The sequence below is a fragment of the Streptomyces griseiscabiei genome (assembly GCF_020010925.1).
Lineage (GTDB): Bacteria > Actinomycetota > Actinomycetes > Streptomycetales > Streptomycetaceae > Streptomyces > Streptomyces griseiscabiei.
Genome location: NZ_JAGJBZ010000002.1, coordinates 2,775,715 through 2,801,328, shown reverse-complemented (window position 1 = coordinate 2,801,328; position 25,614 = coordinate 2,775,715). Strand labels below are relative to the sequence as shown.

At 71.1% G+C, this 25,614-nt stretch carries 24 protein-coding genes; 11 read left to right on the top strand and 13 right to left on the bottom strand.

The window, feature by feature from the left end; all coding sequences use genetic code 11:
* The first annotated feature begins 84 nt into the window (after positions 1–84).
* Both J8M51_RS29475 and J8M51_RS29470 read left to right on the top strand, forming a co-directional pair.
* Positions 85–2,088, top strand: a complete 2,004-nt coding sequence (locus tag J8M51_RS29475; protein WP_086760501.1) for an FtsX-like permease family protein — start codon at positions 85–87, stop codon at positions 2,086–2,088.
* 67 nt (positions 2,089–2,155) lie between these two features.
* The gene (locus J8M51_RS29470; RefSeq protein WP_086760499.1) at positions 2,156–2,866 is read left to right on the top strand and encodes a response regulator; all 711 of its coding nucleotides are present in this window, start codon (positions 2,156–2,158) and stop codon (positions 2,864–2,866) included.
* 24 nt (positions 2,867–2,890) lie between these two features.
* On the opposite strand, the gene J8M51_RS29465 is transcribed toward J8M51_RS29470, so the two are convergent.
* Together J8M51_RS29465 and J8M51_RS29460 are read right to left on the bottom strand one after the other, a co-directional pair.
* Positions 2,891–3,280: a PPOX class F420-dependent oxidoreductase gene (locus J8M51_RS29465; protein ID WP_086760497.1), complete on the bottom strand. Its 390-nt coding sequence runs from the start codon at positions 3,278–3,280 to the stop codon at positions 2,891–2,893.
* 76 nt (positions 3,281–3,356) lie between these two features.
* Positions 3,357–3,992 (bottom strand): HAD family acid phosphatase, encoded by a 636-nt coding sequence (locus tag J8M51_RS29460; protein ID WP_086760496.1) that lies wholly within the window; start codon positions 3,990–3,992, stop codon positions 3,357–3,359.
* 301 nt (positions 3,993–4,293) lie between these two features.
* On the opposite strand from J8M51_RS29460, the gene J8M51_RS29455 reads away from it, so the two are divergent.
* From J8M51_RS29455 to J8M51_RS29445, 3 genes are all read left to right on the top strand, one after another.
* A complete protein-coding gene (locus J8M51_RS29455; protein WP_086760495.1) occupies positions 4,294–5,133 on the top strand; it encodes an SAM-dependent methyltransferase in 840 nt (279 codons plus the stop codon).
* A complete protein-coding gene (locus J8M51_RS29450; protein WP_179203326.1) occupies positions 5,133–5,654 on the top strand; it encodes a GNAT family N-acetyltransferase in 522 nt (173 codons plus the stop codon). The genes J8M51_RS29455 and J8M51_RS29450 overlap by 1 nt, the downstream gene beginning before the upstream one ends.
* A 98-nt stretch (positions 5,655–5,752) precedes the next feature.
* Positions 5,753–7,123: a S1 family peptidase gene (locus tag J8M51_RS29445; RefSeq protein ID WP_216587679.1), complete on the top strand. Its 1,371-nt coding sequence runs from the start codon at positions 5,753–5,755 to the stop codon at positions 7,121–7,123.
* Positions 7,124–7,205: 82 nt separating this feature from the next.
* On the opposite strand, the gene J8M51_RS29440 is transcribed toward J8M51_RS29445, so the two are convergent.
* Positions 7,206–7,388, bottom strand: a complete 183-nt coding sequence (locus J8M51_RS29440) for a hypothetical protein (RefSeq protein WP_086765212.1) — start codon at positions 7,386–7,388, stop codon at positions 7,206–7,208.
* A gap of 78 nt (positions 7,389–7,466) precedes the next feature.
* Positions 7,467–8,627 (bottom strand): ROK family transcriptional regulator, encoded by a 1,161-nt coding sequence (locus J8M51_RS29435; RefSeq protein ID WP_267299579.1) that lies wholly within the window; start codon positions 8,625–8,627, stop codon positions 7,467–7,469.
* Between the two features lie 172 nt (positions 8,628–8,799).
* On the opposite strand from J8M51_RS29435, the gene J8M51_RS29430 reads away from it, so the two are divergent.
* From J8M51_RS29430 to J8M51_RS29415, 4 genes are read left to right on the top strand one after another with little or no spacing between them, the layout of a single operon-like run.
* Positions 8,800–9,699: a carbohydrate ABC transporter permease gene (locus J8M51_RS29430; RefSeq protein ID WP_086753551.1), complete on the top strand. Its 900-nt coding sequence runs from the start codon at positions 8,800–8,802 to the stop codon at positions 9,697–9,699.
* Positions 9,700–9,735: 36 nt separating this feature from the next.
* Positions 9,736–10,680 carry a carbohydrate ABC transporter permease gene (locus tag J8M51_RS29425; protein ID WP_086753549.1) on the top strand — a complete coding sequence of 315 codons (945 nt, stop codon included), beginning with the start codon at positions 9,736–9,738 and terminating at the stop codon, positions 10,678–10,680.
* Between the two features lie 10 nt (positions 10,681–10,690).
* Positions 10,691–12,034 (top strand): ABC transporter substrate-binding protein, encoded by a 1,344-nt coding sequence (locus J8M51_RS29420; RefSeq protein ID WP_086753547.1) that lies wholly within the window; start codon positions 10,691–10,693, stop codon positions 12,032–12,034.
* A gap of 50 nt (positions 12,035–12,084) precedes the next feature.
* Positions 12,085–13,287 carry a Gfo/Idh/MocA family protein gene (locus J8M51_RS29415; RefSeq protein WP_086753553.1) on the top strand — a complete coding sequence of 401 codons (1,203 nt, stop codon included), beginning with the start codon at positions 12,085–12,087 and terminating at the stop codon, positions 13,285–13,287.
* Between the two features lie 57 nt (positions 13,288–13,344).
* Here J8M51_RS29415 and J8M51_RS29410 read toward each other — a convergent pair whose 3' ends face one another.
* Positions 13,345–14,040: a L,D-transpeptidase family protein gene (locus J8M51_RS29410; protein ID WP_086753545.1), complete on the bottom strand. Its 696-nt coding sequence runs from the start codon at positions 14,038–14,040 to the stop codon at positions 13,345–13,347.
* Positions 14,041–14,174: 134 nt separating this feature from the next.
* Between J8M51_RS29410 and J8M51_RS29405 the strand changes: the two genes are divergently transcribed.
* Positions 14,175–14,660 carry a carboxymuconolactone decarboxylase family protein gene (locus J8M51_RS29405; protein ID WP_086753543.1) on the top strand — a complete coding sequence of 162 codons (486 nt, stop codon included), beginning with the start codon at positions 14,175–14,177 and terminating at the stop codon, positions 14,658–14,660.
* Positions 14,661–14,779: 119 nt separating this feature from the next.
* Here the strand turns inward: J8M51_RS29405 and J8M51_RS29400 are convergent, their stop codons facing one another.
* The 7 genes from J8M51_RS29400 to J8M51_RS29370 all read right to left on the bottom strand — a co-directional run bounded on the left by J8M51_RS29400 (position 14,780) and on the right by J8M51_RS29370 (position 23,918).
* Positions 14,780–15,574: an aminotransferase class IV gene (locus tag J8M51_RS29400; RefSeq protein ID WP_086753541.1), complete on the bottom strand. Its 795-nt coding sequence runs from the start codon at positions 15,572–15,574 to the stop codon at positions 14,780–14,782.
* 26 nt (positions 15,575–15,600) lie between these two features.
* Positions 15,601–16,800, bottom strand: a complete 1,200-nt coding sequence (locus J8M51_RS29395) for an FAD-dependent monooxygenase (RefSeq protein ID WP_267299578.1) — start codon at positions 16,798–16,800, stop codon at positions 15,601–15,603.
* Positions 16,797–18,431: a class I adenylate-forming enzyme family protein gene (locus J8M51_RS29390; protein WP_267299577.1), complete on the bottom strand. Its 1,635-nt coding sequence runs from the start codon at positions 18,429–18,431 to the stop codon at positions 16,797–16,799. The genes J8M51_RS29395 and J8M51_RS29390 overlap by 4 nt, the downstream gene beginning before the upstream one ends.
* Positions 18,432–18,433: 2 nt before the next feature.
* On the bottom strand, positions 18,434–20,077 hold the full coding sequence (locus tag J8M51_RS29385) for an AMP-binding protein (protein ID WP_086762543.1): 1,644 nt from the start codon (positions 20,075–20,077) through the stop codon (positions 18,434–18,436).
* Positions 20,074–22,227, bottom strand: coding sequence for an aminodeoxychorismate synthase component I (pabB, locus tag J8M51_RS29380; RefSeq protein ID WP_267299576.1), 2,154 nt, complete (start codon positions 22,225–22,227; stop codon positions 20,074–20,076). The genes J8M51_RS29385 and pabB overlap by 4 nt, the downstream gene beginning before the upstream one ends.
* 30 nt (positions 22,228–22,257) lie before the next feature.
* On the bottom strand, positions 22,258–22,905 hold the full coding sequence (locus J8M51_RS29375) for an antibiotic biosynthesis monooxygenase (RefSeq protein ID WP_236067433.1): 648 nt from the start codon (positions 22,903–22,905) through the stop codon (positions 22,258–22,260).
* Between the two features lie 212 nt (positions 22,906–23,117).
* Positions 23,118–23,918 (bottom strand): SDR family NAD(P)-dependent oxidoreductase, encoded by an 801-nt coding sequence (locus J8M51_RS29370; protein ID WP_086754626.1) that lies wholly within the window; start codon positions 23,916–23,918, stop codon positions 23,118–23,120.
* Between the two features lie 115 nt (positions 23,919–24,033).
* Here J8M51_RS29370 and J8M51_RS29365 point away from each other — a divergent pair, with 115 nt between their 5' ends.
* Positions 24,034–24,651 carry a hypothetical protein gene (locus J8M51_RS29365; RefSeq protein ID WP_086754630.1) on the top strand — a complete coding sequence of 206 codons (618 nt, stop codon included), beginning with the start codon at positions 24,034–24,036 and terminating at the stop codon, positions 24,649–24,651.
* Here the strand turns inward: J8M51_RS29365 and J8M51_RS29360 are convergent.
* Entirely contained in the window at positions 24,642–25,571 is a 930-nt protein-coding gene (locus J8M51_RS29360; protein WP_086754625.1) for an SDR family oxidoreductase, read from the bottom strand. The genes J8M51_RS29365 and J8M51_RS29360 overlap by 10 nt on opposite strands.
* Positions 25,572–25,614: the final 43 nt, after the last annotated feature.

The following is a 25,614-nucleotide window of genomic DNA, read 5'->3' as shown; positions in this document are numbered from 1 at the left end:
CCACGAACGACCCGCGTCCGCCGTCCCACCGATCCCCCCGAGCTCCTAGACCCCAGAGCGTCCAGATCCCCGGAGACACAGAGAATGCGCTCCCCCGTCCTGCCCCTCACCTGGCACCTGGCCCGCGCCTCCGGCAGACGCGGTCTGCAGAGCCACCTCCTCTCCGCCGCCGCGGCGGCCGCCGGTGCCTTCGTCCTCCTGACCCTCCTCGCCGCCTGGCTCGGCTCCGGCACCCGGGCCGACCGCACGGCCTGGCGCACCCCCGACGCCGTGGCGGCGCAGCGGGCGACCGCCGTGCAGACCCTCGGCACGGCCTATGTGGGCCACCGGCCGGTCACCGTCGTCTCCCTGGCCCAGCTTCCGGACCGGGCCGCGACCCCCGCCCCGCCCGGCCTGGACCGGTTCCCGGCCCCCGGGCGCACCTATCTGTCCCCGGCCCTGGCGGAGCTGATGCGTGAACTGCCGGCGAAGCGGCTGGCCGACCGCTTCCCCACCGGGACCGAATACGGCACGATCGGCGCCGCCGGTCTCGCCTCCCCCGAGGAACTCGTGGCCGTCGTCGGCCGCGCCCCCACCGACCCCGCGATCACCCGGGCCGCCGAGGGCAGCGCCCTCGACACCCTCGCCGCCCGTGCCCGTGTCGACGGCTTCACCGGCACCAGGCCCAGCCTGTTCACCGCCTTCGACCAGCAGGCCGCCCTGATGGGCGGCGCCCTCCTCGTCGTGCCCGTGATCGTGCTGGCCTCGGCCGCCGGACGCCTCGGTGCCGCACGGCGTGAGCAGCGGCTCGCGGCCCTGCGTCTCGCCGGGGCCACGCCCCGGCAGATCCTGGCGATGACCGGCGCCGAGTCGGCGGCGGTGGGCCTGGCGGGCGGTCTCGCCGGAGCGGTCGCGCACACCCTGCTGGTGCCGGTCCTCGCGCGGGTGCCGTACGGCGTCGGCACCTGGTACACCGGACAGCTGTGGGTCGGTCCGAGCCTGCTCCTGGCGGTGGTGGGCGTGGTGGCCGTGCTGACCTCGGTCAGTGCCATGACGACCCTGCGCGGGGTGGCCCGTTCGCCGCTGGGCGTCGCCCAGCAGACCGATCCGCGCCGGACGAGGCTGATCCGGCTGGTGCTGTTCGTGGCCGTCGGGCTGTATGTGACGATCACCGCCCACGGCGGCGGGCTGAGCACGGGTCAGTCGCTCGCGCTGATCGTCCTGGTGTACGGGGCGTTCTGGACCCTCGGCCCGTGGGTCGTGGACATGCTGGGCCGGCTGCTGAGCCGCTTCGCGCGCCGCCCGGCGACGATGCTCGCCGCGCGCCGGCTCAGCGACGATCCGCGCGGCGCCTGGCGCACGGTCAGCGGGCTGGTCCTCGCGGGGCTGGTCGCCGGGTTCTTCACGGTCGGTCAGGTCGGCCTCGTGGGCTACGACTACCCGGGGCAGGTGGCGGTCCGCGCGGAACACGGAAACCCGCGCGAACTCGCGGCGGAGGCACGGGAGTTGCTCGCCGGGGCCGGGGTGCGGGCGATGGTGGAGACGCAGGACGCCGACACCTGGGACGGACTCCTCGGCGGCGACCGGGGCATCGTGGCCCATGTGCGCGGCGGTCAGGAGCAGATGGACACCGCGTCGACCGCGCTGTCCGCCCTCTCCCCCGGGAACCTCCCCTTCACCCAGGACTACGTCAACGCGGAGGGCGACACGGCGACGCGGCTGATCGGTGAGATGGGGCTCGCGGTGCTGGCCCTGGGCTTCCTGGTGGCCGCCGCCTCCGCCGGGCTCACCGCGGCGGCGACGGTCCTCGACCGGCGCCGGGTGTACGGGCTGCTGCGGCTGGCCGGTACCCCGCTGAAGGTGCTCGACCGGGCGCGGATGCGGGAGACCGCGCTGCCCCTGGTGGTCCTCGCCGGCGGGACGACGGCGACCGGGATCTACGCGGGGATGAAGGTCGACGAGATGTTCCATCTGGAGCCGGACGCCTCGGGTGCCGTACGGCTCGCCCTCTGTGTCGCCCTGGGCACGGTCACCATGTTCGTGGCGCTCGCCGGGAGCAGGCCGCTGCTGCGGAAGGTGACGGCGGAGCGGGCGCAGGACCCCGACTGACCCGCCCCGACCTGCCCGCCCGTCGGTTCCGAGTCCCGCCCCTCCTCATCTCAGGCATGATGCGCCCATGAACGACCGCAGCCCGATCCGGGTTCTGATCGCCGACGACCAGGACATGGTCCGCACCGGCTTCCGTTTCTTCCTCGACGCGCAGCCGGACATCACCGTGGTCGCCGAGGCCGCCGACGGTGAGACGGCGGTGCGGCTGGCCCGTGAGGTGCGGCCCGACGTGTGTCTGCTGGACATCCGGATGCCGAAGCTGGACGGTCTGGAGGCGACCCGGCTGCTGGCCGGTCCGGGGGTGGCCGATCCGCTGCGGGTGGTCGTGGTGACCACGTTCGACCTCGACGAGTACGTCTACGGTGCGTTGCGCGGCGGCGCCTGCGGGTTCCTGCTCAAGGACGCCGGGCCGACGCTGCTGGCCGAGGCCGTACGGGCGGCGGCGGTGGGTGATTCGCTGGTGTCGCCGTCGGTCACGGTCCGGCTCCTCAAGCACGTCACGGCGGAGCAGGCGGGACCGGACGACGGGGCCGGCGGCGAGGCCGGGCCCGGTCCCGGGGCGCCGCGTCCTCGGGAGCCGTTGACCGACCGGGAACTGGACGTCGTACGGCTGGTCGCGCTGGGCCGTACCAACGCCGAGATCGCCGCGGCGATGTTCGTGTCCCTGTCCACGGTCAAGACGCACCTGGGCAGCATCCAGCTGAAGCTCGCCGCCCGGAACCGGGTGGAGATCGCGGCGTGGGCGTGGCGGACGGGCCACGCGGGCGAGGGCTCGTGAGGGCCCTCGGCGCCGCGCGGGTCCTCAGCCGGTCAGGGTGACGCGGATGCCGATCGTGCCGTCGGCGCCCCGGCGCAGCCGGCTGCCGAGGAGGGTGAGGCGGCCGGTGATCCCGTACTTGCGGGCGATGAGCTTGCGGTAGGCGGCGGCACCGGCCGCGTCGAGGATCTCGGCGTGGGCGGGGACGGAGTCGCCGGTGGGGTTGCCGCGCAGGTCGCAGGGGCCGACGAGGATGTCGGCGCGGTTGCGGATGCGCTTGACCTTCCAGGAGTCCGCGACCGTCCAGACGCCGAGCGCGTCTCCGTCGCGGACCACCCACACCGGGGTCGGGACCGCGGTGCCGTTCTTGCGGTAGGTGGTGACCAGCAGGTACTTGCCCGCGCCGAGCGCGTCGAGAGTGGTGTCGTCGGCCATGGCGGGAGTTTAGGGGGTGTACGGCCGCCGGTCGGGACCGGTGGCCGTACACCCGGTGAGGAACGGTGGAGCGGTGTCAGTCGAGGAGCCCGTCGTAGTCGGGCAGTTTGTACGTCCGCTCGGCGTGGCCGCCGACGAGGTCGGTGGTGTTGTTGCCGACGTTGGCGATGATCGTGTAGCCGTCGGACTCGATGTCCTTGCGTGAGGCGGTCTTGTAGGCGGAGACCTCGGCGAACAGATCGGGCAGGTCGCGCACGTAGAGGCCGTCGACGGGGTAGCCGACGGTCTCCAGGTTCCACTCGGTGATGCTCTCGATGATGCCGGGCCGTGCGGTGACGAAGAAGACGGAGACACCGCGCGACTTGGCGTACTTGGCCAGCGCCAGGGAGGGCTTCAGCGCGGGGGTGGGCAGCTTGTACCAGGGCGTGTAGTGCGTCTCCAGCGTCGTGTTGTCGATGTCGAAGACGATGGCGAGCTTCTGCCCCGAGGAGTTCGCGGTGCGCTGCTGTACATAGGGGGTGGCCGTGTCGACCACGGCCTTCACGTCCGTCTGCCAGGTCGCGTAGTCCACCTCGGCGGCGGCGGTCGCGGCGGTCGCGGCCCCGCTCGGCGCGGCGGCGGCCGGAACCGCGGCGGTCATCGAAGCACCCAGACCCAGTACGGCCACCGCGGCGACCGTGGTGATGCGGCGTCCCACACCGCTTGCTGTCATGTTCGTCCCCTTTTTCTCATGTCAAAGCGGCGAGGTCGTCCGAACCTTCGCCGCGCTCGTCATGGTCATGCCCATTGGTGGCGGGGAGACTACCTAAGAGTTACTGATTAGTAGAGGGGTCTCGACGATCATTGTCCGGCGGACTCCGGGGAAGGCTCTCCGCACAAGCCGGACGGTCCTCGAGAACCCCGTCCGGAGTCGGCCCCTGTGAAGATCGCCGAAGTCTCGGCAGAGGCCGACCGACAGGTCTACATTGCCCGTTGGATGAAGCACCTTCACAGAAGATCCAGGAGTTGACGCCGTGACGGACAACCCGGCAGCCCCGGACTTCCCCTTCGCGTCGCTGAACAGCCGTATCGTCACCACCCGGCCGGTCGCGGCACGCATCTGGAACTACTGGCTGGGCGGCGGCGACTACTACGAGGTCGACCGCAGGGCCGGGGACGAGATACGCCGGCTGCATCCGAGCATCGAGGACTACGCCCGCGCGGACCGGCAGTTCCTGCGGCGGGCCGTGCGTCATCTGGCCGCCGACGTCGGCATACGGCAGTTCCTGGACATCGGTGCCGGACTGCCGACCGCGGAGAACACCCATGAGGTCGCCCAGCTCGTCGCCCCGGACTCCCGGATCGTCTACGTCGACAACGACCCGCTGGTCCTGGTGCACGCCCGCGCCCTGCTGACCAGCGCCCCCGAGGGCCGCACGGACCATGTCGACGAGGACGTGCGCAACGTCGACTCGATCCTCGAACACGCCGCGCGCACCCTGGACCTGACCCGGCCGGTCGCGCTGCTGCTGCTCGACGTGCTGGCCTTCGTGCCCGACGACGAGGACCCGCACGGCATCGTGCGCCGGCTGATGGACGCCCTGCCCGCCGGCAGCCATCTGGTGCTCTCGCACACCATCACCAGCCCGGAGTGGCCGGAGGTCGACATCGCCGCCGCCTGGTGGAACGAGCACGGCATCCCCAGGCTCACCCAGCGCACCCCGGAGACGATCGCCGGGTTCTTCGACGGGCTCGACCTCCTGGAGCCGGGCGTCGTCTCGTGCACCCACTGGCGGCCGGAGAGCACCGGCGATCCCACCGCCGGGGAACCGTCGGAAGTGGCCATGTACTGCGGAGTGGGAGGCAAGCGCTGATGGCGACGGAATGGGTCCGGCTCCAACTGGACGTCACCGACTTCGACCTGGCCCGTTTCCAGCCGTACGTCGACAAGTGCCGCACCTCGGGCATCCGGCTGACCACGCTCTCCGAGCTGGGCGACACCCCGGAGAACCGCCGGGAGTTGTATGAACTCAACAAGGAGTGCTCGGCGGACATCCCCGGGCGGGGTGACTTCTTCGCCTACGACGAGTACCACCGGCTCCGCTTCGAGGTGCCCGCCTACGATCCGCGCGGTGTGGTGCTGGCTCTCGACGGCGACCGGTGGATCGGGATGGCGGCCACCTCGGACCGGCGGGCGTCCGGGTTCGTGTTCAACGAGATGACGGGGGTGCGGGTCCGCCACCGGGGCCGGGGCATCTCGGTGGCCATGAAGACCTTCGGCATCGGGTTCGCCGGGATGTGCGGGGTCAGCACGGTCCGTACCGTCCACCATCCGGCCAACGAGCGCGCGATCGCCATGAACCGGACGTTGGGATACGTCGACGCACTCTGGTGAACAGGCGCGGACCGCCGCACGTATGGAAGGAGGGCGCTCAAGGACCGGACGCCCTGGCGGTGTTGACACCGTGTCGGACGGGGTTCGGGAGCCAGGCAATGAGGCACGCACGACGACGAGTCGTGAAGCGGGTGGCGCGGCTGACGGCCGCCGGTGGACTGATCTGCGGAACCCTGATGGTGACGCAGGCGGCGATGGCGACCGAACCCACCACCTCCCCGCCCGCGACCCGGAGTGCGGTGCTCGCGGCGTCCGGTACCGGAAACGGTCTGCTGACCGAACTCGGCTCCGAGCGCACCGCGGGCACCTGGATCGCCGACGACGGCGAGCCGGTCGTCGCGGTCACCGACGAGAAGGCGGCGGCCGAGGTCGAGCAGGCGGGCGCCCGCCCCAAGATGGTCGAGTTCAGCGGCGACGACCTGAAGTCGGCCACCGAGGCGCTGCGTTCGGCGCCCCGGGTGCCGGGCACCTCCTGGGCGATCGACCCCGCCTCCAACGAGGTCGTGGTGCGGGCCGACAGCACGGTCTCCAAGAAGGACTGGTCGAGCCTGACCGATCTGGCCGAGGAGATCGGCGGGTCGGTGCGGATGGAGCGCACCGAGGGCGCGTACACGATGCGACTCAACGGCGCCCAGCCCATCTTCGGCACGGGCGGGCGCTGTTCGATCGGCTTCAACGTGACCGACGGCGAGAACGACTTCATGCTGACCGCCGGGCACTGCGGGCCGTCCGGTTCCGTCTGGTTCTCGGACAACCAGGGCCGGCAGGAGATCGGCCGGACGACCGAGACCAACTTCCCCGGCGCCGACTACTCGCTCGTGCAGTACCTCCAGGACGCGCCGAGCAACAAGACCAACGTCGTCTCGGTCGGCGACGGCCGCGGGGTGCGGATCACCTCGGTCGGTGACGCGGCGGTCGGCCAGCGGGTGTTCCGCAGCGGCAGCACCAGCGGCTTCCGCAACGGCGAGGTGACCGGCCTCGACGCCACGGTCAACTACCCCGAGGGCACGGTCAGCGGCCTCATCGAGACCACGGTCTGCGCCGAGCCGGGCGACAGCGGCGGCCCGCTCTTCTCGGAGGGGGTGGCCCTCGGAGTGACCTCGGGCGGCAACGGCGACTGCGAGGAGGGCGGTACGACGTTCTTCCAGCCGCTGTCCGAGGCTCTCGACGATCTCGGTGTCCAGCTGACGGGCCTGCCGCAGTCCGCCGCCCAGCCGACCGCCGCGGCCGACGGCTCCTCGGACGACGACTCCCAGGGCGCCGCGGCGCCAGGCACGGTCGACCCGGGCTCCGTGGAATCCATCGAGGCCGCCTCCGACCTCATCGACCGTCTCGCCGACCCCCGCAACGTCGGCCCGGGTCTTCTGGTCATCGCCGGCAGCATGGTCGCCCTGGCGGCCACCCGCTTCATCCGCACGGAACAGGACCGACAGGCCTACCGCCGTCAGTACTCACAGACCTGGAGCTGAGGGACCGAGGTTGGGCGCGCCCACCGGGCGCGCCCCGTGGGGAAGGAGCCTCGTGAGGGAAGGGGCCTCGGGAGAGGAGGGCCTACGAGACGGCGGCCCACTCGAGGACGAGCCGCTCGTACTCGCTCCGCTGCTCCGTGTTCAACGTGCCCCCGCTCCGGAACCAGAGCGCCCTGATCTCCTCGTTGACCTCGGCGGCCGATCGCGCCGACGCTTCCGTTCTTTCCAGGACGACATCAGGGGTAGTGGACATGGTGTAAACCATATGTCCTCGAACGTGAAGCCGATGTGAGTAAAGGTCCCACTTCAGACATTACGGACCGTGAAGCTGATCACTCTGCGTTTACGGCTCCACGGTCCCGAGCACGAGGACCTGAATGGCCAGCACGGCCGCCCCTCGCGCCCAGTCATGGAAGTCGGACACCTTCGTCTCCAGCGGGACGGGCGCGGCCAGCGGATGCCGGTGGGCCCGCATCGCCGCGTCCACGGTCGCCCCGGCCACGTCCATCAGGCCCACCCCCTCCCCCGCGAGCAGGATCTTGCGCGGCATCACGAAGTTGGCGATCTGGGCCACCAGCGTCCCCAGCGCCCGCCCCGCCTCCGTGACGACCCGCACACACATCGGCTCCCCCTCGGCCGCCCCGGCGAGGATCTCCTCGTAGGCCATCTCGCGGCCGGTGGCGGCCTGTACCTGGTAGCGCATGCTGGGAATGCTCAACAGGGAGACGGCGCTGCCGCGCTCCCCCTCGGGGGTGAGCGGTCCGGACGGGTCGACGATCCAGTGGCGGCCGAACCCCCGGTCCTCCTCGGCGTACGCCACCCGCTCACCGCCGAGGACGAGCCCGTAGCCGACGCCCGCGCCGATGGTGAGCACGACGAACCGGTCGAGGCCGCGCCCGGCGCCGAACCAGCTCTCGGCCTCGACGAGCGCGGCGACGTCGTTCTCGACGACGACCGGCAACCCGGTGCGCTCCTCGACGAGTTCGGCCAGGGGTACGTCGCGCCACGACAGGAAGGGCGACTCGCCGACCACCGCGCGGCGCCGGACGAAGCCGCCGACGCCGATGCCGATACCGGCGAGGGAGGGGTGGGTGCGGGCGAGTTCGGCGGCCATCCCGGCGAGGAGGTCGGCGACCCGCTCCGGGTCGTGCGTGGTGAGCGGGCAGTCGTACCGGGTGACGATCTCGCTCCGGAGCGTGGTGACCACGCCGTACACCATGTCCTCGGTGATCTTGAAGCCGAGGAAGGAGCGGGATTCGGCGACGATGTCCAGCGGCTGTGAGGGGCGGCCCTGCCGGACTTCGGGGAGCGCGGCGCCCTCGGGGGTCTCGACCAGCAGCCCCGACTCGATCAGGGGTTTGGTCAGCCGGGTGAGGCTGCCGGCGGACAGGCCGAGCCGCCGGGCGAGTTCGGTGCGCGAGAGCGGGCCGTGCACGAGCACCTCGATCGCCACCGCGCGTTCTCCGGGACTCAGCGGCAGCCAGCTGGCAGCGAGTGCGGTCATGAGGGTCAGACTCCCACACCAGATTTTTTCCGTCACGGAAACAACAAGCTCACTCTAGGTCCACCAACCCCTACGGAAAAGATGTTTCCCGCACCCCTTGACGTCACAATTCTTTCGTGGCGAAAGTAAGTGCGTCCGAGTCTGAGGCAACGCGGCCGATGAGGGAGCACCGATGACCATCGCCTCCACCAGTCCACCGTTCCGCGGGCGGGGCGACGGCGTCCTGGCCGCCGTCTTCATCGCCCCGGCGATGCTCGGCTTCCTGGTCTTCCTGCTCTGGCCGACCCTGCGAGGCATCTACCTGAGCTTCACCCGCTTCAACCTGCTCACCCCGGCGGAGTGGGTGGGCCTGGACAACTACGTCCGGATGGTCAACGACCCCATCTTCTGGGACTCGCTGACGGTCACGGTCGAGTACGTGATCCTCAACATCGGGATACAGACGGTCGCCGCGCTCGCGATCGCCGTCCTGCTCCAGCGGCTGACCCAGTCGGCACTGCTGCGCTCCCTCGTGCTCACGCCGTATCTGATGTCGAACGTGGTCGCCGGTCTGGTCTGGCTGTGGATCCTCGACACCCAGCTCGGCATCGGCAACGAGATCATCGGCGCCCTCGGCGTGGACCGTATCCCCTTCCTCGCCGACGAGACCTGGGCGATCCCCACCATCGCCCTGATCAACGTGTGGCGGCACGTCGGCTACACCGCGCTGCTCCTGTTCGCCGGGCTCCAGGCGATCCCGAACGACGTGTACGAGGCGGCCCGGGTGGACGGCGCGAGCGAGTGGCGGATGTTCTGGCGGGTCACCATGCCCCTGCTGCGGCCGGTGCTGGCGGTGGTGCTGATCATGACGGTCATCGGCTCGTTCCAGGTCTTCGACACCGTCGCGGTGACCACGGCGGGCGGTCCGGCGAACGCGACCAACGTGCTCCAGTTCTACATCTACGGCTCCGCCTTCGGCCGCTTCCAGTTCGGCTACGCCTCGGCGATGTCCGTCGCCCTGCTGGTCGTGCTGAGCGCGATCACCGTCCTGCAGTACCGGCTCACCAGGGCCGGCCGAAGCGACCTCGGCTGACCGGGCGCAGCGCGCGCGGAGAAGGGAGACACCGACATGGCCACCACCACGGCGACGACGCCGACCACGCCCCCGACGGACATCCCGGCCGTACGGCCGACAAGGCGCCGTCCCTCGCTCGGGAGAGCCGCCGCCTGGACCGTGATGGGTCTGATCGTGCTCATCACCCTGCTGCCCTTCTACTGGATCCTGCGCACCGCGCTCTCCAGCAACGCCGGGCTCAGCGCGGACCCCGCGAACCCCCTGCCCGTCGACCTCACCGGCAGCGGTTTCGAGCGGGCGCTCGGGCTGCAGTCGGCCGAGGAGGCGATCGCCCAGGGCGGGACGGGCGGCGGGCTGGACTTCTGGCGGTATCTGCTCAACTCGGTGATCGTCTCGACGCTGATCACCGGCTGTCAGATCTCCTTCTCCGCCATGGCCGCCTACGCCTTCGCCCGGCTGCGCTGGCGGGGACGGGACCAGGTGTTCGGGCTGTTCCTGGCGGGGCTGATGGTGCCGACCCTCTTCACGCTGCTGCCGAACTTCGTGCTCATCAAGCAACTCCACCTGGTGGACAGCCTGTGGGGCATCGCCCTGCCGAGCCTGTTCATGACGCCGTTCGCGGTCTTCTTCCTCCGCCAGTTCTTCATGAACATCCCGCACGAGGTCGAGGAGGCGGCGCTGCTCGACGGGGCGGGGAAGGTCCGGATCTTCTTCCGGGTGATCCTGCCGATGGCGTCCACCCCGATCCTCACCCTGTCCGTACTGACGTACATCACCTCCTGGAACGACTACTTCTGGCCGCTGATGGTCAGTTACAGCGACGGCTCCCGGGTGCTGACCGTGGCGCTGGCGATCTTCCGGGCGCAGACCCCGGCGACCGGTGTGGACTGGTCCGGGCTCACCGCCGCGACGCTGATCGCCGCGCTGCCGATGCTGGTGCTCTTCGCCGCCTCCGCCCGCCGGATCGTCGGCTCCATCGGCTTCACCGGGATCAAGTGAGGGGACGGCAATGCGACTTCGTACGCTGACCGCATGGGCCGGGGCACTGACGCTGTCCCTGGTGACCGGCTGCGCCCAGGGCGACGGCACCGGCGGGTCCTCGGACACGGTGACCTACTGGCTCTGGGACGCCAACCAGGTGCCCGCCTACCAGGCCTGCGCCAAGGGGTTCGAGAAGGAGAACCCTGGACTGAGGGTGAGGATCACCCAGCTGGGGTGGAGCGACTACTGGACCAAGCTGACCGCCGGGTTCATCGCGGGCACCCAGCCGGACGTGTTCACCGACCACATCCAGAAGTTCGGCCAGTTCGCCGATCTGGAGGTGCTGGAGCCGCTCGACGACCTCGGCATCGAGGACTCCGACTACCAGCCGGGCCTGGCCGCCAACTGGATCGGCCAGGACGGCCGTCGCTACGGCGCCCCGAAGGACTGGGACACCGTCGCGCTCTTCTACAACAAGAAGCTGGCGAAGGACGCGGGCCTCACCGCCGACGAGCTGAACGGGCTGTCCTGGAACCCGGAGGACGGCGGCACATTCGAGAAGGCCGTCGCCCACCTCACCGTCGACGGCAAGGGCCGGCGGGGCGACGAGCCGGGCTTCGACAAGAACGACGTCAAGGTCTACGGCCTGGCGAGCAACGGCGGCGGCTACGCCGACGGACAGACCCAGTGGAGCCCCTTCACCGGCTCGGCCGGGTGGAGTTACACGGACAAGGCCCGCTGGGGCACCGAGTACCAGTACGACAGCGCGGACTTCCAGGCCGTGATCAAGTGGTACTTCGGGCTCGCGGAGAAGGGCTACATGGTTCCCTTCTCCGACTACAACGTCCAGTCCAACCAGGCCAACACCCAGATCGCCGCGGGCAAGGCCGCCGTCACCTTCGACGGCGCGTGGATGATCTCCACCTACGCCGGGTTCAAGGGCATGGAGATCGGCTCGGCCGTCACCCCGTCCGGGCCGAGCGGCAAGCGGGCCACCATGATGAACGGCCTCGCCGACTCCATCACCAAGGCCTCCGAGAACAAGGCGGGCGCCCGGAAGTGGGTGGCGTACCTGGCCTCCGACGCCTGCCAGAGCGTGGTCGGCCGGTACGGGGTCGTCTTCCCCGCCACCCCGGCCGGCACCGAGGCGGCGGTGGCCGCCTACGAGAAGAAGGGTCTCGACGTGTCGGCCTTCACCGAACCGGTGGACGACAAGCGGGACTTCCGGACCTTCTCCTATCCGATCACGAACTACGCGGCCGACGTCACCGCGCTCATGCAGCCCGCGATGGAGGACATCTACGGCAACGGAGCGCCGGTGAGCGGCCTCGACGCGACCAACGACCAGATCAATCTGATCCTCGATCAGTGATGCGACCCCTATCCAGTCCCATGACTCGACCAGTGAAGGACATCTCCTCCATGACGTTCTCCCTCGGCATCGTCGGCGCCGGCCAGTTCTCCGGCCAGTTCGCCACGCTGTTCCAGGCCCACCCCGGCGTCGGTGACGTGTACGTCACCGATCTGCTGCCCGAGCGGGCCGGGGAACTCGTGGCCGCCCAGGGCCTGGCCGGCACCTTCCCGTCGTACGAGGCGATGCTGGAGTCGCCAGCCGTCGACGCGGTGGCGATCTTCACCCAGCGCTGGACGCACGGACCGCTGGTGCTCCAGGGTCTGAACGCCGGCAAGCACGTCTACTCCGCGGTCCCCATGGCGATCACCGCCGACGAGATCGCGGCGATCATCGACGCGGTCCGGGCGACCGGGCTGACGTACATGATGGGTGAGACGAGTCAGTACAACCCGGCGACCGTGCACGCCCGCAACCAGATCGCCGACGGCGCGTTCGGGCGGATCTTCTACGCCGAGGGCGACTACGTCCACGACATGGACCTGGGGTTCTACGAGGCCTACCAGTACAGCGGCGGCGAGGACTGGAAGGCGACCGCCAGCTATCCGCCGCTGCTGTACCCGACGCACTCGGTGGGCGGGGTGCTCGGCGCCTGGGAGACGCACGCGGTGAGCGTGTCCGCGATCGGTGTCGTGGACGGGCGCGGGGACGGGGTGTTCGACAAGGAGGTCAGCCGGTTCGGCAACGACTTCTCCAACGCGACCGCGCTGTTCGAGGTGGCGGGCGGCGGCTCGTTCCGTACGAACGAGTTCCGGCGGGTCGGCTACCCCTCGCAGATACGGGAGTCGCGGTTCCGGTTCTTCGGTACGGACGCCAGCATGGAGCAGCTCGCCACGGTGGCGTTCTGGCAGGACAAGAAGGGGGTGACGGACATCAGCGAGCTGCTGGAGCCCAAGCAGACCCTGTCTCCGGACGATCCCTCGCTCCAGCACATCGCGCCGGATCTGCGGGCCGCCTTCACCTCCGGGTCGGCGCCGGTGCACGACCGGTCGCGGTTGCCGCGGGAGTTCGACGAACTGCACAACGGGCACGAGGGCAGCCACCACTTCCTGGTGGACGACTTCGTGACCGCCGTCAACACCCGGACACTGCCCTCGGTGAACGCCTGGGTCGCGGCCCGCTACACCCTGCCGGGCATCGTCGCGCACGAGTCCGCGCGGCAGGGCGGGGTACGGCTGGAGATCCCGGACTTCGGGGACGCGCCCGAGGCGTGACCACGCCCCGGGTGTGACGTTTCGCCACCGTCGTCGAGCCGGGCTCCTGGCCGCCTGTCAGGTGCCCGGCTTGCGGCCGTACACGAAGACGTCGTCGCCCTCCTTCAGCAGCGACCAGTACTTCTTGGCGTCGGTCTTCGTCATGTTGGTGCAGCCGTGGGAGCCGGGCGGGTTCCACATGCTGACGCCGACGGAGTGGAAGGCCTGGCCGCCGTCGAAGAACTGGGCGTAGGGCATGGGCACGTGGTAGATCGACGAGACGTGGTCGATGTTCCGCCAGTAGATCTTCTTCAGGCCGGTGCGGGTCTCGTAGCCGTCGCGGCCGGTGCGGACCGGGACCGGCCCGTACACGAGCTTCTTGCCGTCCTGGATCCAGCTCAGCTGGAGCGTGAGGTTCACACAGGCGATACGGCCCTTGTTCGTGGGGCACTTGCCGGCCTTGTTGGGGTTCTTGCCCACGGCCTTCTGCTTGTTCATCAGGTCCATCACGCCCCAGGTGACGGAACCCGCGTAGCCGATGTTCGGGGTGATGCCGTGCTTGGTCTGGAACGCCTTGATCGCCTTGCAGTCGGCGGAGGACTGCTTGCCGTCGACCGGCCGGCCGAGGAACTTCTCCACCTGCTTCTGGTGCGGCCCCGCCGACGTCGAACAACTCGCCGCCTGCGCGGGCGTGATGCCCAACGCGAGTGTGAGCGGTGCGAGCAGTCCGGTGATCGTGAGCGCGACGGCGCCTCTTCTGCCTATGTCCCCCATGGCGGGCCTTTCCCTTTCGAGCGTTTTGTAGGTCCTGCCTGCCTAGACAGGCGACCGGCGGCGACGGTTGTGGGAGAGCCCACGTCGAGACGAAACGGTTACACAGCCGGGAATTCGCAGATACAGTTACCCCCATGAGCAACAGCGAATCAATAACTCGCGTGGCGTTGAAGAAAGTTACCCCCGATGTCTCCGGGGCGATGGGTTCCCTGCACGGCGCCGCCGTTTCCGCGGCCCGGGACGCGAAGGTCGAGCCCGAGATCCTCGAACTGATACGCATTCGCGCGTCGCAGATCAACGGCTGCGCGTTCTGCCTGGACATGCACACCAAGGACGCCCGTGCGCAGGGCGAGACCGAGCAGCGGATCTACGCGCTCAGCGCCTGGCGCGAGACCCCCTTCTTCACCGCCCGCGAGCGCGCCGCCCTGGCGTTGGCCGAGGCCGTGACCCTGGTCACCGATGGTCATGTGCCCGACGAGGTCTACGCCGAGGCGGCGGAGGTGTTCGACGAGGAGCAGGTCGCGGCGCTGATCTGGGCGGCCACCGTGATCAACGCGTACAACCGGATCGCCATCGCGACCCGGATGGTTCCGGGGGCTTATCAGCCCGCTCAGAAGTAGCCCGGAAACCGAGCGCGGGCTTCGGAAAAGATATTCCCGATTTCCCAGGAAAGACTTTCAGCGCCGGACCGAATTCCCTTCGGTCCGGCGCTTCCTTGCGCCTTCGCATCGCTGTGAATTCAGTGGTCCGGGAGCGGCTCCAGCAGACCGTCCAGCCAGGTCTGCCATTCCGGGGCGTGGACGGCCGGGCCCGGGGTCAGCGGGCGGCCGGTCCAGGCGACGACGGGCCGGATGCCGTGCAGGGCGTTGACGAGCCACACCTCGCGGCCGTCCAACTCGGCCAGGGAGCGCTCGCGGTGGGCGACCCGGACGCCGATGCGGGCCGCCCGTTCCTGGATGAGGCCCACGGTCACCCCGGCGAGGAGGGGCAGCCGGGGCGGCGGCAGACAGAGCGTGTCCTCCTCCCACCACAGGAGGCTGGAGCTCGCGGTCTCCAGGACCAGACCGGAGGGCGCGATGAGGACGGCCTCGTCGGCGTCGGCGCCGGCGGCCCGTCTGCGCACCCGGGCCAGGGCGTCCAGGTCCGGCCCCTTGCGGCGGGGCACGGTCCGCGGGTCGGGCTGGCCCGCGCCCCACACCCGGATCTCGGTCGTCAGGGGCGGGGCATGCCGCAGCAGGAGCCTCAACTCCATCGATCCGGCGGCGAGTTCCACCCGGGGGAACCACTCCCCCGTGCGCGGCAGGGCACGGGTCATGTCCTGCCAGAAGTCGACGACCTGCGCCGGCGGCGGTGCGCCGCACTCGCCGCAGGACCGCAGGAACCGCTCGCGGTGCCGGTCGAGGCCGCGCACCCGTCCGTCGCGCAGCAGCCAGGAGTCCGCGACGAGAAGGCGTCCGGCCCGGGGCTCACCGGGGACGAGGCCGTGTTCGGGTGACCAGGTCAGCAGGCCTTCCGCGATGGCGGGTTGTGTCACTCAGTGCTCCTGTGGGTCTCTCCGGGTCAGTACTTGCGGCCCACGACGGCCGGGGCGCCGTGCCGGGGCCCGTAGGGCGCGTGCTCCAGCCAGGCGCCGCAGCGGGGCACCACGGGGGCGAGGGCCGCCGCCGCCCGCTGCTTGACGCGGACGATACGGCGCCGGGGCCGCAGATGGTCCAGGGCCGTGCCGGCGGCGGCGCTGTTGAACAGGCCCGCCGAGCGCCTGATCCCGGCGAAGGAGTCGACCGCCTCGGGCGTGCCGTCGGCGATCGCGCGGGCCGCGGCGACCGCGTCCGCGATACCGCTGTTCATGCCGCGCGCCCCGAACGGCGGGAAGAGATGGGCGGCCTCACCGGCCAGCAGCACCCGGCGGTGCGGGTCGGTGAAGGCGGCGGCGACCTTGCGCAGGAAGCGGTAGGTCGACACCCACAGGACGCGCTCGCCGTACCCGTCGCCGACGACGTCCGGGAGCCAGCGCCGTACGGCCTCCCGGGTGCCGAACTCCTCGGTCGCGTCGTCGTCGCGGCACTGCAGGTCGAGCTGGAAGCCGCCGGTGAACGGCACCCGCATGACGCTGCGACCGCCGAGCGCCGGATGCTCGTAGTGGAAGACCCGCTCCAGCGGCAGTTCGGCGCCGGGGATGTCGGCGATGTCCGCGACGACGTGGAAGCCCTCGCCGTGGGTGCCCTCCAGGGGGATGCCCAGTTCGCGCCGTACGGCCGAGCGGGCGCCGTCGGCGGCGACCGCGTGGGTGCCCGTCCAGGTGCGGCCGTCCCCGCCGGTGAGGGTCACCCCGTCCGGGTCGGTCCGTACGCCGGTGATCCGGGCGTCCCACACGAACTCCACGCCGGCGTCCCGGCAGGCGTCGAGCAGGAAGCGCTCGGTGTCGACCTGGCGGAGGCTGGTGAAGGGCGGGGTGCCGGTGGGCGGCGGGAAGGTGCGGGCGTACACCTCGCGGCCCCGGTACAGGGTGCGTTTGGTGTGCCAGGTCTGCCCGTACGCGGCGATCCTCACCGCGAGTCCCGGGTGCGCCTCCTCCAGCAGTTCCAGGGTCTCCCGGTGCACGAACAGGGCGCGGCTGCCGGGGCGTTCACGGCCCTCGGCGTCGGCTTCGAGGAGGGTGACGGGGAGGTCGTGGGCGCGCAGGGCGAGGGCGGCGGACAGGCCCACGGGGCCGGCGCCCACGACGAGAACGGGGGTGGGACCGGGGCCGGGGGTGCTCATGCGCGGGTGCTCTCGGTGAGCATGCGGGTGATCTCGACCCGCTTGACCTTCCAGGTGGAGGTCATCGGCAGTTCGTCGAACCGCCACTGCCTCGGCTCCGCCATGGCCGGCAGGTCGGCCGTGGCCTCGTACCAGCGGCGCGGGTCCAGGGGGCGTTCGCCGCGTACGCACACCACGGGGACGGGTTCACGGTCGACGCCGGGGACGATGACGACCTCGCGCAGTTCCTCCAGCCGGGACATCAGGGTGTCCTCGATCTCCAGGTTGCTGTGCACGGAGTCGATCTGGTCGATCTCGCGGTCGATGAGGTACAGGGCGCCCCAGCGGCTCTGGTAGCCCATGTCGCCCATCTGCCACCAGCCGCCGTCGAGTTGGCGCAGATAGCGTTCGCGGGCACCGAGGTAGGTGAGGATACGGCCCCGGGTGCGGGCCTCGATCCGCCCGGCGGTGCCGGGGGCGACCCGTCGTCCGGCGTCGTCGGCGACCCGGACCCGGGTGAAGCCGGGGATGCCGATGCCGACCCGTCGGCCGTCGGCGCGGGCGGCGCTGCGGCGGGTGAACCACTGGAAGGCGACCGGGCCCGTCTCGCTCTGCCCGTACAGCTGGATCAGCCACGGCGAGCGCCGGTTGGAGGCGTCCAGCAGCCGCTGCACGGTGCGCGGGTGGATGGCGTCGAAGGTCGAGCCGTACGAGCGGACGCGGGACAGCGGGGCGCCGGGCGCGTCGGCCAGCTCCTCCCACAGCACGAAGGTGTTGGGGTGGGTCTCGACGATGCCGGGGCGGTGGCGGGCCAGCAGCGGGCCCACGTTGGACGGTTCCGGGTCGACGATCAGGACCAGCGGGCTGCCGAAGTGCAGCAGGACACCGAGCAGATGGTAGAAGCGCGAGTGCACGAACGACATGTGCAGCGCGGCCGTCTCGCCCCGGGTCGGCCAGCCCATCGCCTTCTGCGGGACGAGCCGGTTCCACATGGTGTTCGGGCAGTGCACGGCGAGCTTGGGCAGACCGGTGGTGCCGGAGCTGTGGGTGATGAGGGACGGGTCGCGGGGGTGCAGCCGGACGGCGGCCGGGGTCGGGGCGCCCGCGTACTTCTGCAGCGGTTCGGCGCCGGGGGCGTCGTCCACGGAGAGCGTGCGCCGGACCAGGCCGGTGAGGTCGACGTCCGCCAGGGTGCCTTCGAGCTTGGCCCGGTCGGTGATCAGCCAGGGCCGGTGCAGGCGTTCGAGGAGCTGTCCGACCACCGGGCCGGCCAGACCGGGCGACAGCAGCACCGGGACGGCGCCGATACGGGAGACCGCGCAGGTCAGCAGCACGATGTCGACGTTGTCGGTCTTGTGGACGACCACTTCCTCGGAGGGGCGCACGCCCGCTTCCCAGAGGCGGCCGGAGAGTTCGTCGACGAGGTCGGCGAGGGCCGTGTAGGAGAGGTCGGTCCCGAGGTCGGGGTGGACGTCGAGGGGCCGGTCCAGGGTGACGAAGACGGAGCCGTGACGGCCGGCGGCCTCTCGGAACATCGACCCCAGATAGAAACCGCGGCCGGAGAGGGCGAGCGAAGGTGCGGGGTGCCGGTCGGCCTGGAGCTGGTCGCGCATGGGACCGGACCTTTCTGCGGGGACGAGGGTGTCGGCCATGCTCACCACGCTCCTTGGCGGACGAGGTGGCGGCGGAGCTTGCCGGTCGCGGTGCGGGGCAGGGTGGGGACGAAGCTGACGCTGCGGGGGACCTTGAAGGCGGCGAGCCGGTCGCGGGCCATGCAGATCAGTTCGGCCTCCAGGCCCACGCCGATGGGCGGGACGGGGACGACGAAGGCCCGGAGCCTGCTGGCGCCGCGCTCGTCGGTGACGGCCGCGACGGCGACGTCCCGGACGCCGGGGTGGGTGCGCAGCAGTGCCTCCACCTCCAGCGGGGAGACGGTGATGCCGCCGACCATCTCCATGTCGTCGGCCCGGCCCAGATGCCGGTAGGTGCCGTCGGGTTCACGGACGGCCCGGTCCCGGGTGTTGAGCCAGCCGCCGACGAGGGTGCGGTCGTTCTCCTCCGGCCGGTTGAGATAGCCGGGGGTCACCGTCGGGCCGCGGACCCACAGTTCGCCCGTCTCACCGTCCGCGACCTGGGCGCCGTCGCGGTCGCGGAGCTCGACCTCGAAACCGGGGACCGGGCGGCCGACGGTGCCGGGGTGGTTGTGGTCGAAGCTGTTGGCGCAGAAGGCGTGTCCGGCCTCGGTGGAGCCGATCTGCTCCAGGACGGGGGCGCCGAGCAGTTCGGTGACCTGCTTGCCGAGTCCGGCGGGCATGCCCTCGCCGGCCGACACCGCCGCGCGCACCGAGGCGAAGCAGTCCTCGTGACCGCCGCCCGCCCGGTCGGCGACGAGCGCGGCGTACGCCGACGGCACCGAGTAGAGCAGGGTCACCCGGTGCCGGGCGACGAGTTCGTCGACCGCCGCGGGGGTGGGACGGCGGTCGGCGAGGACGGCGGCGGAGCCGGAGAAGAGCGGGAAGACGAGGGCGTTGCCGAAGCCGTAGGCGAAGTACAGCCGGGAGACCGAGAGGGTCACGTCGTCCGGGGTGATGCGCAGCAGCCTGCGGCCGATGAGGTCGTGGTAGGTCTTGGGGTCGCCGTGGACGTGGACGACGCCCTTGGGGCGGCCGGTGGTGCCCGAGGTGTACTGGATGTACAGGGGGGTGTGGGCGTCGACGGGGTGGGCCGTCTCCCTGGGCGTGGCGGTGGTGCTCAGGGCCGTCAGCTGGTCGGAGCTGAGGCGCGGCGCCGGCTCGGCCGTCTTCACCGGGCGGATGGTGCGTGGCCGGTCGCGCCCGGCCGGGGCAGCAGCGGAGGTCGCGGCCCCGCGCCCGTTACGGGGCGCGGGTATGCCCGCCGGGGTGTAGGTGTCCAGCCCGGGTCCCGTCACCCACAGGACCGCGTTCGTGTCCTCCGCCATGAACTGGAGTTCGGGCGGGGTGAGTTCGGGGTTGACGAGGACCGCCACCGCGCCGAGGCGGGCCAGGGCGAGGAAGGTGGTGACCCAGGTGACGGAGTCCGGGAGGGCGAGCATGACACGGTCGCCGGGGCGGACGCCGTGGTCGGCGAGGACGGTGGCGGCGCGGGCCGCGAGGGCGTGGACCTCGCCGTGGGAGTGGGCCCGGTGGCCCTGGTGGAAGGCGGGGCGGGCGGTCCAGCCGCGCCGGTCGGCCAGGGCGGCGAGATGGGCCGCGAGGTTCCCGGGGGCGTCGGCGTCGGCGTGGAGCCGGACGGGCCGGCCCGTCGTCGTGATCGTCATCGCGTCGGCTCCTCGGTGACGGCCGGGGCGGAGGCGTGCTCCCGGTGGGCCCGCATCAGTGCCGCCGTCTTCAGCAGCATCTCGTCGTACTCGGCGGCCGGATCGGAGTCGAGGACGATCGCGCCGCCCGCGCCCAGATGCATACGGCCGCCCTGGAAAACGGCGGTACGGATGACGATGTTGAGGTCCGCGCCGCCGCTGCACCCGAGGTAGCCGAGGGCTCCCGAGTAGACGCCCCGCGCCTCGGTCTCCAGCGCGTCGATGATCTCCAGGGTGCGGAGCTTGGGTGCGCCGGTCATCGAGCCGCCCGGGAAGCAGGCCCGGACGCAGTCGACCGCGTCGGTGCCGTCCCGGAGTCTGCCCTCGACCGTGGAGACCAGCTGGTGCACGGTGGCGTACGTCTCGGTGGCCATGAGACGGGTGACCTTGACCGAGCCGGTCCGGGAGACCCGGCCGAGGTCGTTGCGGAGCAGGTCGACGATCATCAGGTTCTCGGCGCGGGTCTTGGCGTCGGCGGCGAGTTCGTCGCGCAGCCGGTCGTCCTCCTCCGGGGTCGCGCCCCGGGGCGCGGTGCCCTTGATGGGCTTGGCCTCGGCGACGCCGTCCCGGGTGATCCGCAGGAAGCGCTCGGGGGACGAGCCCGCGATGTCGAGGTCGCCGAACCGGAGGAAGGAGGCGTACGGGGCCGGGTTGATCCGGCGCAGCACCCGGTAGAAGTCGTACGGGTCGTAGGGAGCGGGTAACCGGGCCGCGTTGGTCAGACAGATCTCGTAGCTCGTGCCCGCGTTCAGCTCCGCCTTGCAGGCCTCGATGTCGGCGAGGTAGGTGGCGCGGTCGCGGACGAGCCAGGGCTCGGCGGCGCGCGGGTAGGGCTGGGAGGCCGGCCGCAGGGGGACGGTGCTCTCCGAGGAGACGAAGGTCAGCTGGGCCAGTGCGGTGTCCAGCCAGTCGCCGGCCTCACGGGACGCCGCCGGGGTGTCCTCGGACAGGCAGACGGCGTAGGTGTGGCCCTTCTCGTGGTCCACGGCGATCAGGCGGTCCGCGAACAGCCAGGCGGCGTCCGGGGTCTGGGCCTTGTGCCGGTTCGAGGAGCCGGTGTCGGCCTTGAGTTCGTAGCCGAAGTAGCCGACGTATCCGCCGGTGAAGTCGAAGGGCAGACCGGTGGCGTCGACCTTGCGGGCGGCCAGCTGGCGCTTCAGATAGTCGAAGACGCTCGCCCTGACCCGGCGCGGGGGCCGTCCCGCGCGCTCGATCTCGCACTGCCCGCTGTCGACGTCGTAGCGGACGACCTCGGCGAGCGGGCCGCTGCCGTCGCCGAAGAACGAGAACCGCGACAGGCCCGGCTCCACTCGGGAGCTGTCCAGCCAGAAGGCGTGCGGCGCGTCGGCGTACATCCGGGTGAAGGCGGCCTCGGCGTCGACGGCGCCGGCGATACGGCGGGTGTGCAGCCGGTAGGCGGGTCCCGGGGGCCGCCGGGGGCGGGGGATCGCGCCGGGCGGCGGGGATGCCGCGCCGTGGTGCGCACCGGCGACCGGGGCGACCGCCGTGTTCTTGGTGCGCGGGCTGCCGGCCCGTTCCGCCGTGAGGTTGCGGAAGTTGACCAGCAGGCGGTGGCCGTGGTCGGTGAGGATCGACTCGGGGTGGAACTGCACTCCCCACAGCGGCCGTTCGCGGTGGCGCAGGCCCATGAGGACGCCGTCCTCGGACCAGGCGGTGGCCTCCAGGGTCGGCGGCAGCGGCTCGCGCACGGACAACGAGTGGTAGCGGACGACCGAGAAGTTCTGCGGCAGCCCCCGGAACAGGTCGCGGCCGTCGTGGCGGACCGTGGACAGATGTCCGTGGCGGGGCCAGGGGGCGGGCTCGACGTCGGCCCGCTCCCCCGCCGCGATGCCCTGATGGCCCAGGCAGACACCCAGGACGGGGATCTCGGCCTCGGCGATCAGCCGGGCGGCGATTCCGAAGTCACGCGGTTCCGAGGGGTGGCCGGGTCCCGGCGACACCACCACGTTGTCGAATTCCCGCAGGTCCGGAATGGCGTCGGCCGCAGCGTCGTTGAGCACGACCACCGGCTCCTCGCCGTTGACCTCGGCGATCAGCTGGAACAGGTTGTACGTGTACGAATCATAATTGTCGATGAGCAGGGTCTTCACCCGCCCACCCCCCTCTGATCGTTCTCGGACCTAGGCGGTCCGTCGTTTGTGCCGGCCGCGCAGCGCCTGCAGCGGCGGATACAGCCATTTCTTCAGAAAGCGCTGGAGTCTCGGCATGAGAATCCAGGTGACGATGGCTGTCACGGACAGACACAGCAGAAGTGTACGGAAAAGCGGATTCAGGTCGTTGAGATAGGGAAGTATCGCCAGGTTGAATAAGAGCACGGGCGGGAAGACCGCGCTCATGTTCACCAACCACAGTTTCCATTTCGGGGGCGGCCCCGGGGGTGCGGCCGGCGTCGGGGCCCGGGCGGCCTGGGAGTCGAACCAGGCCCTGGAACCCGCGATGCTCCGGCGTCCGGTCTCCTGGGCCAACCCGTCGACCCGGGCCGACCACTGCGCCCAGACCACGGAGTTCTCCCAGGTCCGGGCCGAGTCCTCGCTGTCGAAACGGTAGACCACATGCCATTCAGCCTCTCCGTCGACCAGTACGCCACCCCCCAGGAAACCCGGCTGCCGCGCACTTGTACGCAGCACGGCCCACCCCCACGAATGGAAGTCGGCCTCGCGCCCCGGCACCACGTGGTACGCGAGGGTGACGGTAACGGGATTCCTGCTCACGACGTCGAATACGAGAAGAACACAGACCCCGTTCAAATCTTCAACGAACTTTTTCAAGGTGTCCGGATCGTGCGTTTATGACGGCCTTTCAGATGTCTTGGCGCACTTCGTCGAAGATTACGGCCGGGTAACTTCCGGTAATTCGCGAAAGCGGTTGCCCGGTCGGGCGGAACAGGCGCACCATCGCCCCGAGGCAGCGGGGAATTACGCAAAAGTGAAGGAGAGTCATGTCCGGCTGGATATGGCGACCGCCGCATTGCGGCGCTCTTTCAGGGCGTGCCCCGCCAGGCCTGTGCCGCGCGGTCGAAGGACGTGTTGACGGCCAGCAGGCCGCCGTCCACCCGCAGCGTCGTGCCGGTGATCCAGGCCGCGTCCCGGGAGGCGAGGAAGGCCACGGCTGCGGCGATGTCGGCCGGCTCGCCCACGCGGCCCAGGGGGTAGATCCCGGCGAGGTCGTCGAGCTGGGCCTCACGGCCCGCCCAGCCGGGGGTGCGGATCGTGCCGGGCGCGACCAGGTTGACACGGACGCCCCGGGGCGCGGCGTCACCCGCGAGCGTACGGGTGAGGGAGATCAGACCGGCCTTGGCGGCGCTGTAGGCGTGGTTGCCGAAGTCCTGGAGGCCGTTGACGGAACCGATGTTGACGATGGCACCGCGTCCCGAGGCCACCAGATGCGGCAGGGCCGCGCGGGAGCAGCGGAACGCGCTGGTCAGCGTGAGGTCGAGGTCGCGGGCCCAGGTCTCGTCCAGGGTGTCCTCGAAGAGCGGCACGTCCGGGGTGCAGCCGAAGGCGTTGTTGACCAGGACGTCGAGGGAGCCGAGGGCGGACACCGCGTGCGCGACCGCCGCCTCGACCGACTCCCGGTCCCCCACGTCGCACCGGTACGCCTCGGCGGCCAGCCCCTCCCCCCGCAGTTCCGTCACCGTGCGCTCGGCCGCCGCCAGGTCCACATCGGTGACGAGCACATGGGCGCCTTCCCCCGCCAGCCGCCGCGCCGTCGCGGCGCCGATGCCGCGCGCCGCACCCGTGATGAGAACCCCGTACCCCTCGAAACGTCCCGTCGTCTCCATAGGACGCAACGTATACGGCGCGACATCCACGGCAGAACGCGTAAGGGCGGCGCGTGCCCGTCACCCGTCACGAGGAGGGGTGCGACTCGGTCTCCGCTCCCGTTACCGTCTGCTCATGTCGACCTTCGTCCAGCAACTCCCGGCCCTGCTCGGTGTGGTGATCGGTGCCCTCGGCTCGTATCTGGTGGTGATGCGGGGCGAACAGGTGCGGTTCCGGCGCGAGCGGGCGACCCGTTGGGAGGAGCGGCGGCTTGCGGTCTACGCCGACTGGGCGCAGGCCCTGAAGCAGTCGGTCACCCTGACCTACCGGGTCGCCTCCCATCTCGGCAACGACCCGCATCCCCACCCCCTGTCGCCGGAGGAGGCGGCGCCCCTGATGGCGGAGGCGACCGTCGCCCGGGACCCCTCCGGTGAGGCACTGCTGCTCCTCGGCAGCCCCGAGGTGGTGGAGAAGGCCCGCGCCTGGGTCGTCACGGTGATGCGGATGGAGGAGTTCCTGCGCGCCGGGACCGTGGACCCGGGTGCCTGGCAGGCGCTGCTGGAGCGGCAGCGCGCCGGGCGGGAGGCGTACTACACCGCCGTACGGGCGGATCTGGCGCTGCCGCCCGGGCACTCCGCGCGCTGGCAGCTGCCGCCCGTGTCGGCGACGGGACTCACGCCGCCTTCGGCGCAGCCGACCACGCCTCCGTCCACCCCTTCGTCGGCGCCGTCGGCCCCGTCGGCTCAGCGGTAGCCGGTGGTGTCCGCCGGCTTGTCCGCGTCCTGGACCTCGACGAGGTAGCGCCAGGCGTCCGGGCGGCTGCCGTCGAGGTCGGTGAAGCCGTAGGTCCGGGCGAGGGAGCCGCTGGAGAGGGACTCGCCGTTGAAGCGGGCGACCTCGGGGTCGGCGGCCAGGGCGGCGACGGCCCGGCCGACGTAGCGGGGCGACTCCGAGATGGCGAAGTGGGGGACCTGGTCAAGGGCGTCGCGCCAGGTCTCCTCGGTGACGCCGTAGATGTCGAGCATCATCTCCGAGCGGAGCCAGCCGGGGGTGAGCGCGACGGCGGTGGCGCCGCGCGGGCCCAGTTCGTGGCCGAGGGCGAACGCCATGCGCAGCACGCAGGACTTGGCGAGGTCGTAGAAGAAGTTGACCCGGTAGTTGGCGCCGTTGTACTCGGCCGTGCCGTCGGTCATCTCCACGACCAGGCCGCCGGGGTGACGCAGCAGCAGCGGCAGGGCGAAGTGGCTGGTGATGGCGTGGGTCTCGACGGCGAGGCGCAGCAGCCGCAGACCGTTGTCGAGGTCGTGCTCCCAGAGCCGGCTGTCCCACTCGAAGAGCTTCTCGCCGCCCCAGACGTCGTTGACGAGGATGTCGAGCCTGCCCTGCTCCGCGTCGATCCGCTCCACCAGGGCCCGGACCCGGTCCGGTTCGAGATGGTCGGTGGGGACGGCGATGCCGTGGCCGCCCGCCTCGGTGACCAGGTCGGCGGTGTCCTCCAGGGTTTCGGGGCGGTCGTACTCGGACCGCCGCTCACGGGTGGAGCGGCCGGTGACGTAGACGGTCGCGCCGGCCGCGCCCAGTTCCACGGCGATGCCGCGGCCTGCTCCGCGGGTGGCTCCGGCGACGAGGGCGATCTTGTTGTTCAGCGGCTTGTCGGTGAGTGGTGTCGACATGTCCGGCCTCCTGGGTGTGGGTGTCACCTTGGCGGACGCCGGG